At 45.0% G+C, this 11,654-nt stretch carries 3 protein-coding genes; all 3 read left to right on the top strand.

Features of this window, described 5'->3' with window-relative positions:
• Nucleotides 1-72: 72 nt before the first annotated feature.
• On the top strand, nt 73-888 hold the full coding sequence (locus tag V6R21_RS03050) for a TolB-like translocation protein (protein ID WP_334240770.1): 816 nt from the start codon (nt 73-75) through the stop codon (nt 886-888).
• Between the two features lie 51 nt (nt 889-939).
• Complete coding sequence (locus V6R21_RS03045; protein WP_334240769.1) at nt 940-5,862, top strand: family 10 glycosylhydrolase; 4,923 nt, start codon at nt 940-942, stop codon at nt 5,860-5,862.
• 89 nt (nt 5,863-5,951) lie between these two features.
• Nucleotides 5,952-11,585, top strand: coding sequence for a golvesin C-terminal-like domain-containing protein (locus tag V6R21_RS03040; protein WP_334240767.1), 5,634 nt, complete (start codon nt 5,952-5,954; stop codon nt 11,583-11,585).
• The last annotated feature ends 69 nt before the right edge of the window (nt 11,586-11,654 follow it).

The following is an 11,654-nucleotide window of genomic DNA, read 5'->3' as shown; positions in this document are numbered from 1 at the left end:
AACATTATAGTTTGGCTGATGAATCATTCAAATATTCATTACCCACATTAGTTATTTCTTTAACACTCAAATATGAAATGGTTAGTAACCCCGCTTGTGCTGCTGGCTGCATTGCCTTTATATGCACAAAACATCACTAAGCTGGATGTAAAAGGCTATTATCCTCAATTTTCTCCTGATGGAAAACAAATACTCTTAACTTCTTCAAAATTTACAGGGCTGAAAATTCTCAACCTTGAAAACAAACAGCTTCGTAGCTTGACAGATGTCGAAGGTGCAGGATATGAACCCGTCTTTGAAGATGGTAAAGTTATATTCACAAATAAGAAGCTGAAGTCTGTAAATGAAGTAGACTTGTTTTCGGGCAAGCAACATGTATTGCAAAACTCAAAATTGCCGCCTGCACTCTTTAAAAGTAAGCAGATAGGTATCTCACAAAGTTTGAAACAGGCAATACATGCAAGACCCAATCAGGATTTGAGCGGCATCATCTTGACTTACAGTGATCAAAGCGAGGTTGAAATTGCGCCTCAGGGAAAGAAAGAAGATTATGTATGGATCTCGTTATCCCCTGATCGGAAAAAAGTGCTCTACAAGGCGGCAGGGTACAAGGCATTTGTAACAGACCTGAATGGAAAGGTCTTGGCAGATTTAGGAGATATAGAAGCTCCTAAGTGGGCCAATGATGATCAGATCGTGTATATGGTTACGGAAGATGATCACCTTTCCTACACAAAAGCAGATGTATTTATGATGGATTGGCAGAAAAAGCAGGTAAAAGCGCTTACTACGGCTTCTTCAGCTTTGGCGATGTATCCGTCTGCTTATGCCAACAAAGTGGTATTCAATACACCTGAAGGCGACCTTTACCTTATTGAAATGGAATAGGGATTTCTCCCCAATATTTCCTGTTTTTCATTACATAACTTATTGATTTAAATGAGAAAGTTTTTCTCCTATATATGTTTAATGGGAGGGCTGCTTTGCTGTGCCTATGCACAAGGGCAGGTTCCTTCCAATGTCCCGCAAAGATTGGCGGGAAAAAAGATAGCCATTGACCCCGGACACGGGGGACACGATTCAGACGACAGGCAGACTCCACTGGGTAATGGTTATACCTATTGGGAGTCAGATGGCGTGTGGGAAACATCTGGTTATTTGGAAGAGCTATTGTTAGCCGTGGGAGCTTCTGTCAAGTTGACAAAGACCAACAACGATCCTTCCAGTTCAGATCGGGATCCTGCACTGTCAGAGCGTGTAGCAGTAGCCAATGCCTACGGAGCAGATTACATGCACTCAGTTCATACCAATGCGGGTGGTGGTGCAGCCAACTACTCTTTGGTACTTTGGAGAGGGGTCAATGATACCCCGACTTGGTCAAATGCTAAAGTTATGGGGGATATCATGTCTGTGAAGCTGTATAATACGCTGTACACAACCGCAGCATACAGCAGGGCAGACCGTGATTTCTTGCCTTACTACTTGGGGGTTCTTGCAGGAACAAATATGCCTGCGACACTTTCAGAAGGCTCATTCCATGACTATATCCCTGAAGGGAAGAGAATGAAGAATTCTGCATACCTGAAGTCCATAGCATGGTCTATGTTGAAGTCATTCTTTGATTATTTCGGAACAGCAGGCGTTCCTTATGGGGAGCTGGGAGGTATTATTAGTGATGATAGCGGTACCCCACTGAACAATGTAACAGTAACTTTGAATCCTGGAACTGCCAATGCCAAAGTGTTTACTGGAGATGCCATTGATAATGGTTTCTACTTCTTTGACTGGTTGGATGCAGGAAGTTATACGGTTAAGTTTGAGAAGGCAGGGTATGTTTCCAATACACAAACCATCTCTGTATCTGATGGGGGATATACCAAGACTGATATAACATTGAATAGTCTCGGTTCACCACCTGCTCGACCACTGTTGTCAGTAGTAAGCAATCCATCAGGAGGGAGCAGTGTTTATGCCGCATGGCAGCCCAATGGGGAATCCAACTTATTGGGGTACCGTCTATACTATGCAGAAGACGATGCGTTGACAAGTTGGAAACTGGCAGCAGATGAAAACTCCATTGGGACATCAGCGACTTCTGTAACCATTGGCAGCTCAGCAAACTTTGTGGATGTTCCCACTGGTGACGTATACCACTTTAGGTTACGTGCAGTAGCAGATGCCGGTTCAGGGCAGACCATTGAAAGTGAACCAAGTGATATTTATTCCCGCTCCTCTAATGCTACTGGAGATGCCATTCTAATTGTAGATGGTTTTGACAGGACTGGAGGCTCTTACTCTAATCCGTTCCACAGTTTTGCGACCAACTACTTCAAGGCCTTGCGTGATTCGAGAAATGTAACGGTAGCTACCTGTGACAATGCCAATGTAGCAGACGGCACAGTTGTTTTAGGTAATTACACTGCAGTATTCTGGTTTTTAGGGGATGAGTCTACAGTATTGGAAACTTTTGCTGATGCTGAGCAGACTAAGGTGATTGCCTATCTTGAAAACGGAGGACAACTTTTTGTCAGTGGCTCTGAGATTGGTTGGGATTTGGACAATAAGGGAACGACCTCTGATCAGTCCTTTTTTAATAATTATCTGAAAGCCAATTATGTGGATGATGGCGCAAGCAACTACACGCCAGCTACAGGTATATCAGGTTCAGCGTTTGATGGGGTGACAGTTAATTTCGGTATTACTTATCCTGAAGATTATCCGGATGACATTGACCCAATGGGTGGAGCTACTGCTATCCTGAATTATGCACAGGCAGGCAGAACCGCAGGTGTGGCTTATACGGGTACTTTTGGTAGTGGTTCAGCTACTGGTGGTGTAGTATATGTATCTTTCCCTGTAGAGACGGCAAGTCTGGCAGAGCATACAGCACTGACAGGAAAAGTATTGGACTACTTTGGTATTTTGGCTACCAATGTGGCGCCTGTTGCACAGAATGACAATGCTTCTACCAATGAAGGCGTTGCTGTGAATATTGATGTATTGGCAAATGACACAGATGCTAACAATAACATTGACGCTTCAACGCTGGTGGTGGTAAGTGCACCATCAAACGGTACGGCTTCTGTTGTGTCAGGTCAGGTACAATATAGCCCAACGGCAGGCTATACAGGCAGTGATAGCTTTACCTATAGGGTGTCTGATTCACAAGGGGCTCAGTCGAATGTGGCTACAGTCTTACTGACGGTTTCAGAAACTGTACTTTGTTTGGGTGATGGACCTGAGGTGACACCATCTAAACCGAAGAAAGATATGCGTGGTGCATGGCTTTCAACGGTATATAACATTGATTGGCCATCTTCAACTGGGCTCTCTGTGGCTGCTCAAAAAGCGGAACTGATTTCACTTTTGGACGGGCTGAAAGATGGAGGTATAAATGCTGTATTTTTGCAGGTCAGACCGGAATGTGATGCCTTGTATGCCTCTACGATTGACCCTTGGTCATATTACCTAACAGGACAGCAAGGTTTGGCGCCATCTCCATTCTATGACCCTCTTGAATTTGCCATTGATGAGGCTCATCAAAGAGGTATGGAGTTACATGCTTGGCTAAACCCTTACCGAGCAAAACAAGGAACACCTTCACTGGCATCTTCCCATGTTGCAAATCAGCATCCGGATTGGGTAATGAGCTTTTCTGACCGTGACCTATTGAATCCGGGTATTCCAGCTGTACGGAATTACCTTGTATCTGTAATCAATGACATTGCCAGCCGATATGATGTGGATGGCATCCATTATGATGATTACTTCTACCCTTATGCAGGAATGGGCAGTGAAGATGCGAGTGCTTACGCCTCTTATAATCCAAACAGTTTGAGTTTGGCAGATTGGAGAAGGGACAATGTCAACCAGATGGTAGCCATGACTTACAATGCCATACAGTCAGTTAATACAAGTCAGGGCAAGAATATCAAGTTTGGTATCAGTCCGTTCGGTATCTGGAAGAGTGGTGTGCCTTCTGGTATATCAGGTATGTCAGCTTATGACCAGATTTATTGCGATGCATTGGCTTGGCTTACAGCCGGAACCGTAGATTATTTGAGCCCTCAACTGTATTGGGCATTTGGAGGTTCGCAAGATTATGCCTCACTGTCAACTTGGTGGGACAATCAGGTTGCTACCTCCGGTAAGCACCATTATCCGGGATTGGCAGTATACCGATTGGCAGATTCGGGATGGCCAGCATCTTATATTCAAAATATGATTGATGAGAACAGGTTGAGTGGTAATGAAGCAACATTGGGTCAGCTTTTCTTTACAACCAAGGATTATACGGATAATACAAACAGTGTAAAATCCCTTATTTCGGCAGATGAATTCCTGTATCCATCCTATGCACCGTCAATGGATTGGAAAGAGCAGAACTGTCCGAACCCGCCTGCTGATCTTCAGTATTCAGGAGGGAATCTGGTTTGGAGTGCCCCTGCCGCTGCGGGAGATGGAGATTTGGCAGCAAAGTATGTAGTCTACCGCTTCAGTACTGCGGCTGAAATATCAACCCACACTCAGGATGGTACAAAAGTGAAAGCTATTGTAGGAGGAACCAGTGTAGGACTTCCTGCTGCTTGGCTCACAGGTGCAGACAATTATTTTGTGGTCAGTGCACTGGACAAGAACAACAATGAAAGTGGTTTCAGTAATACTCTATACTTGGCAGGAACACCTCAGTACTGTGCAGCTAGCGGTAACAACAGTACTTATGAATGGATTTCGGAAGTCAAGGTTGGTACTACCAGCAAGACCAGTGGCAATGATGGCGGTTATGGTGATAAAACAGCGCAGACCTTTGACCTGACCATCGGCAATTCCTATAGCCTGACATTGGTGCCGGGTTACAGCTCTACACAGTACAATGAGAACTGGAAAGTATGGGTTGACCTGAATAAGGATGGAGACTTTGAGGATAGTGGTGAGCTGTTGTTCTCAATGGGAGCTGTTGCCAAGAATACTGTAACAGGAAGTATCACTGTACCTATCTCTGCTACTGCTGGAGCTACCAGAATGAGAGTAGGTATGAACGGTAGCTCAGCAGATTATACCCTGAACTCATGTGGCTCATTTGCCTATGGGGAAGTGGAGGACTATACTGTTAACTTGTACGCAGGTAGCTGTACACCACCAACTGTAACGGAGCTTACGATTGATAATGGTGATTCGGGTTATTCAACAGTGGGTACATGGACAAGCAGTACCTCATCACCGGATTATATCGGGACAAGCTATTACCATGAAGGTGATACGGATAAAGGAAACAGGTCAGCTACCTACACACCTGATTTTAGTGAGGCAGGAGACTATCTGGTGGAGATCTACTATGCAGCAGGTACCAACAGGGCAACCAACGTTCCGGTTGATATCAATCATATTAGTGGAACCACTACAGTTACAGTCAATCAGCAAGAGGATGGAGGTGTATGGAACTCACTTGGAACCTATAGTTTTGATTCGGGAACGAATGGAAATGTAACCATCCGCAATACAGGTACCAATGGTGTCGTGATTGCCGATGCAATAAGGTTTACCTTTGTAGGCTGTACTTCAGGTGCTAGAGTGGCTACTGCTACTGTAGTAGAGGAAATAGCTGAAACAGATAAGTTGATATTGTACCCTAACCCTGTACAACAGATGACTACACTTGGCTTTACACTTGAGAAGGATGATGAAGTACAGGTAGTGATTTATGATATGGTGGGTAGAGTGGTTTCTCAATATCAGCAACAATACAATGCAGGTAACCACAGGCTGCAACTCAATACTTCGGCATTGAAGCGAGGCATTTACCTGATTAAGTTAAACACTAAACAAGGTCTTAATCAGCAAGTAAGAATGCTGAAAGACTAAACCCTTTCTCTAGGATCGCAGGGTAATGCCTGCGGTCCTTTTTTATGTGCCGTCCGGTACAATCATTTATCCCAAAAACATATGAACTGATGAAATACCTTATAGGCTTGTCCATTTGGCTAGCTGGCATGTTGTCTTATTTCAATGCATATGCACAAGATCCCTTGGAGGCAACACTTCAAAGTACCTTACAGTCTGCATGGGAACAAACAGGCGTGCCAGGAGTTGGTGTGGCAGTATCTACTCCTGATCGTGGAATGCTTTTCGCCTCGGCTGGAACGGGAAATATTTATACAAGTTCTGCCATAGCAGAAAATACCCAGTTTAGGGTGGCAAGTATCTCCAAGACTTTTACCACTACTTTAATAATGAAATTGCAGGAGGCTGGTTACCTGAATATTGATGACAAGCTTTCCGATCACCTGATCGTAACGGGATTACCATACAACTCTACGATGACTATCCGGCAGTTGCTGAACCATTCGGCAGGGGTGTATGACCATTTCAATAACAGTAATTTCTGGAGCGAAGCGGTGGCGTATCCTTATAAGGTTTGGACGGATTCAGAAGTAATGGCGTATTCCAATGCCTTGGGGCCGTCCTTCTATCCGGGAAATAGTTATGGGTATTCCAATGCAGGGTTTTATGTATTGGGCATGCTGATCAAGGAAAAGTTGGGTATTTCACTGACTCAGGCTTTTGAACAATGGATTTTCCAACCATTGGGACTTACTGAAACCTTGTTTGATGAGAGTAGCAATCCGGGCAATAAGATTCCTAATTTGGCAGAAAATAGCCGTGCCTATGAATACAACCAAACAGGAGTTCGGACAGCAGGAGCAGTGGTTTCTTCACCACGGAATGTAGCCAAGTTTGCCAAAGCTATTTTCAGTGAAGGGTTCCTTTCCCAGTCTTCCATCAATTCCATGATTTCACCCTCAGCCAATAACGGTGCCTATGGATTGGGAACCCGCCTGATGTCTAGTCAGGGTGTTTCTTATCATGGGCATACGGGTACATTGGCAGGGTATAAAAGCATTATGTTTTATATCCCTTCAATGGATGTGTCAGTAGCTATTCATGCCAATGGCTATGCAGACCCAAGCAGTGCATGGGATAACCTGATAGATGACATTACCAATGTAGTCTTAAACGAATATGGAGGGTATTGCAGTAATAATAATTGCAGTGCGCCTTCAAGACCTGTACTGTATGCTGTTCAGAATAATCTGGATAATAGTATTACGGTCAATTGGAAAGCCAATACAGAAACAGACCTGTTGGGCTACCGACTATATTATGCTACAGATGACCAACTCAATAGCTGGCAATTGGCAGCCGATGAATATACACTGACAACCAGTATCTCATCATTCTCTTTTGCTTCGGCTCAATCCTTTCAAGTGCCAAGCAGTGGAGACACACAATTCTTAAGACTCGTAGCTGTAGGGACTAATGGAGTGGAAAGTGATCCAACTGATGTCTATGCCCGCAGGGCGAGTGGCAGCACCAAACGTATGCTGATTGTGGACGGTTTTGACCGTTTTGGCGGAAGTGCTTCATGGGGGCAAATCACTCATCAGTTTACGGCAGATTACCTGAAGGCTTTCCGTGATGCGCAGGGCAGTGACTTTGCGATTTCGTCTACTGCCAATGAAGCCATTACCAACGGTACCGTTTCATTGGAAGATTATGATCTGGTTGTTTGGTTTACAGGAGATGAATCGACGATTGCCGAAACCTTCAATGAGTCGGAACAAATATTGGTATCAGCTTATCTGCAAGGGGGAGGTCACCTCTTTGTTTCCGGTTCTGAGATTGGTTGGGATTTGGATAACAAAGGTTCGACAGCAGATCAGCAATTCTACAATAATTATTTGAAGGCTGATTATGCGGATGATGGAGCAATTACGTATACACCTGCCAACGGCGTAACAGGAACAGACTTCGCAAGTAATACGCTGAACTTCGGACAGGTTTATACAGAAGATTATCCTGATGCTATCACCACAAGTGGCGGTTCATCAGCAGTCTACAAGTATTCGAACAACAAGACTGCAGGTGTGGCCTATAAAGGCACGTTCAACGGTGGCGCCAATCAGGGTGGGGTAGTGCATCTTTCTTTCCCATTGGAAACGGTAAGTGATGCTACTGCCAAAGCAGATTTTGCAGCCAATACCGTCAACTACTTTGATATGCAACAGGTGACGGGACAGCCTAGCGCTCAGTTTGTCATCAGTGGATTACCTGCAGGAGTAGGAACGAATCTGGGTTTTGACGGAAGCAATTCCACAGATGATGATGGCAGTATCACTGCCTACAGTTGGAACTTCGGGGATGGGGTTACGGCAACAGGTGTAACTGCTTCCCATTCATATGCAGCGAATGGTACATATCCTGTGACCTTAACCGTCACTGATAATGATGGAAAGACAGCCCAGAAAACACAGAATATTGTGGTGTCTTCAGAAGAAGAGCTACGGGGAACTTGGTTTGCTTGGGCAGGAAAAACAGTACCGACCCGTGCAAATATTGCTGCAGCCATGCAGGATCTGGCAGATGCCAATTTCAATACGGTATATGTGCCGACATGGAAGTATGGCATGACTTATTTCCCGAGTGAGGTACTGAATCAGCAGTTGGGTATTGACCGTGCACCTGAGTTAGGTAGCCGTGACTTTTTGCAGGAATGTATTGAGGAAGGGCATCAGAGAGGACTGAAAGTGGTCGCCTGGTTTGAATGGGGCTTTGCTGCTGGCGGCGCTACCGACCCGATGTATCAGGCAAGACCGGAATGGTTTACCAAACAGCAGAACGGCAATCAGGATTTTGGCTATTCCGTTTACTGGATGATTCATATACACCCTGAAGTACAGGCATTCCTGTTGGATATGGCAAGGGAAGCCGTGCGCAAATATGATATTGACGGTATACAGATGGACCGTATCCGCTATCCTGATCTGGATTGTGGTTACGATGATTTTACACGTGAACTGTATTTTACGGAAAACGGCGTCTATCCACCAACTACGGCTTCCAATGCCACATGGAAAGCATGGCGTGCTGACAAGCTGAACAATTTTATGTTCCGCTTCTATTATGCCTTGAAGGAAATTGACCCCAATATTCCAGTCAGCAATGCTCCGATTGTTTATCCGTATGGGTACGACAATTTCTGTCAGAACTGGCCTGTTTGGGTAAATTCAGGTTGGGTGGATTATATCATTCCGCAAGTTTACCGAGCGACAAGCAGCATTTACAACAATGAACTGAATACGCAGTTGAGTTATGTCAATGATGATATCAAGGTGTACCCAGGCATGACGACAGACTATAATGGATCTGCGGTAGCTCCATCAGAGATTTCTGCCAAGATTAGCCTGACCCGTTCCAAAGGATTGGTTGGACATGTAATCTGGTACCATGCCAATCTAACTGATGATTACCCTTACTTGCTGGCGAACAACTACCAGACGCCTGCTGCTTTGCCTGCCGCTGCCAATTATTCCGGCACAGTGGATGCTTGCGCAGGTGCATTACCAATTCAGGTTGATGCAGGTCAGACGGGCTACTCGCAGCAAGGAAGCTGGTCACAGAGTACTTCTCAGGTAGGTTATTTGGGAACGGATTATTACCATGACGGCAATACCGGAAAAGGAGGCAAAACCGTCACCTATTCACCAGATATTTTGGTTTCGGGCAGTTATGAGGTACAGACCATCCATACTGCTTTTTCGAATAGGGCTTCCAACGTGCCGTTTGATGTTTACCATTATGACGGGACCACCACTGCAACAGTCAATCAGACCATCAATCATGGAAAGTGGGTAACATTGGGAACGTTTAACTTTGCAGCAGGTCAGGACAACAAGGTGATCCTGAGAACGGATGGAACAAATGGTTACGTGGTGGCAGATGCCATGCGGTTTGTATTCAAAGGATGTGTTGACCTACCTGTCGGCTCAACTCCTGTTGCCAATGCAGATAATGTGACTACCAATGAAGACAACAGTGTTGTGATCAATGTGCTGAGTAACGACGATCCGGTGGAAGGGACTCTTGTTGCAAGTTCAGTAACCGTGGTTACCACTCCAGCACATGGCAGTGCAGTTGTCAATACTTCTACAGGAAGCATTTCTTATACGCCTGCCGCCAACTACTTTGGCAATGATACTTTCACTTACAAAGTGAGCAATACGGAATCCCTGACTTCCTCACCAGCAACGGTCAGCATTACAGTCAATGCCGTGAATGATGAACCAACTGCAGCGGATGATTACCTGACACTTATCTCAGAAACAACAGAAGCCATCAATGTGCTAACCAATGATCAGGATATTGATGGCAGCTTACAAGCAGCTACTTTGCTGGTCACTATACAGCCGCAAAACGGCTCGGCTATGGTCAATACTTCAACGGGTGAAATCTCCTATACTTCTACGAATGGTTTTGTTGGGTCAGATAGCCTGACCTATCAGGTGCAGGATGATGGTGGGGCAACCGCATCAGCCAAATTGTATCTGACAGTGGAAGCTGTACCGGCTGTTCCACCAACCCCATGTGTTTCCAAAGGGCTGAATAGTACCTATGAATGGATGCAGCGTGTCACGATCGGGGGCTTTACCCACACCTCAGGCAATGATGGCGGCTATGGAGATCACAAAGATCAGGTAGTGTATGTCGTGACAGGGGAGCAGTACAGCATCAGCCTGCTGCCAGGCTTTAGCAGCACTTCCTATCAGGAGCATTGGAAAATTTGGATTGATTTCAATGCGGATGGTGACTTTGAGGATGCAGGAGAGGAAGTCTTCGATGCTTACGGAACAGGAACAGCTGCCAAGACAGGAACAATCACAATTCCATACGGTATTGCTTCAGGTACCAAGTGGATGCGGATTGGAATGAATGGTACATCGGCAGATTATACACTCAATCCTTGCAGCCAGTTTGCTTACGGTGAGGTGGAGGACTATCAGGTGAACCTGACCAACAACGGCTGTGTACCACCTTCAGTAACATCGCTGACAATTGATAACGGAGATACAGGTTATTCAACGGTGGGCACATGGACAAGCAGTACTTCTTCACCAGACTTTATCGGAACAGGGTATTACCATGACGGTAATTCAGATAAAGGAAACAAGTCTGTGATTTATTCACCTGACTTTGAGGTAGCCGGTAATTACTTGGTTGAAATCTATTATGCTGCTGGTACGAATAGGGCAACGAATGTTCCGGTAGATATCAATCACAGTAGTGGAACAAGTACAGTTACAGTCAATCAGCAAGTAAATGGCGGGGTATGGAATACATTGGGAACCTTCAGTTTTGATTCTGGAACCAATGGAAATGTAACCATTCGCAATACAGGTACCAACGGTGTGGTGATAGCAGATGCTGTTCGGTTCACATTTGTGGGCTGTACTTCAGGCGCCAGATTGGCAAGTCCATTGGCGATGGAAAATCAGTTGGATGGGTTACTGGTTTATCCCAACCCGATAGCAGGGAAGCTTAGCCTAAGTGTTCCGTCCGTTTTGGCCGGAGAGGCAAAGGTACGTATCTTCAATACCGTTGGAGCAATTGTTTTTGAAAGCGACTGTATATTGGAAGAAGGAGCCAATGCGCTTCCTGTAAATCCAGCGAAGTGGACAACTGGATTCTACTATTTGCAAGTAGAAAAAGCAGATGGACAGAAAGCGTCCTTCAAGCTGATAAAAGAATAATATGACTAACAAAGGGAAGGCAGTTCAATGACTGTCTTTCCCTTAATTTTTAAACCTAAAGACAAAGAA

The organism is Limibacter armeniacum, from assembly GCF_036880985.1.
In the GTDB taxonomy this organism is placed as follows: Bacteria; Bacteroidota; Bacteroidia; order Cytophagales; family Flammeovirgaceae; genus Limibacter; species Limibacter armeniacum.
This window is presented reverse-complemented; position numbering and strand designations above follow the sequence as displayed.

Excerpts from the sequence above, each read along its gene's own strand:
- V6R21_RS03040 (WP_334240767.1), top strand. The coding sequence starts at position 5,952 with ATGAAATACCTTATAGGCTTGTCCATTTGGCTAGCTGGCATGTTGTCT.
- V6R21_RS03050 (WP_334240770.1), top strand. The coding sequence starts at position 73 with ATGAAATGGTTAGTAACCCCGCTTGTGCTGCTGGCTGCATTGCCTTTA.
- V6R21_RS03045 (WP_334240769.1), top strand. The coding sequence starts at position 940 with ATGAGAAAGTTTTTCTCCTATATATGTTTAATGGGAGGGCTGCTTTGC.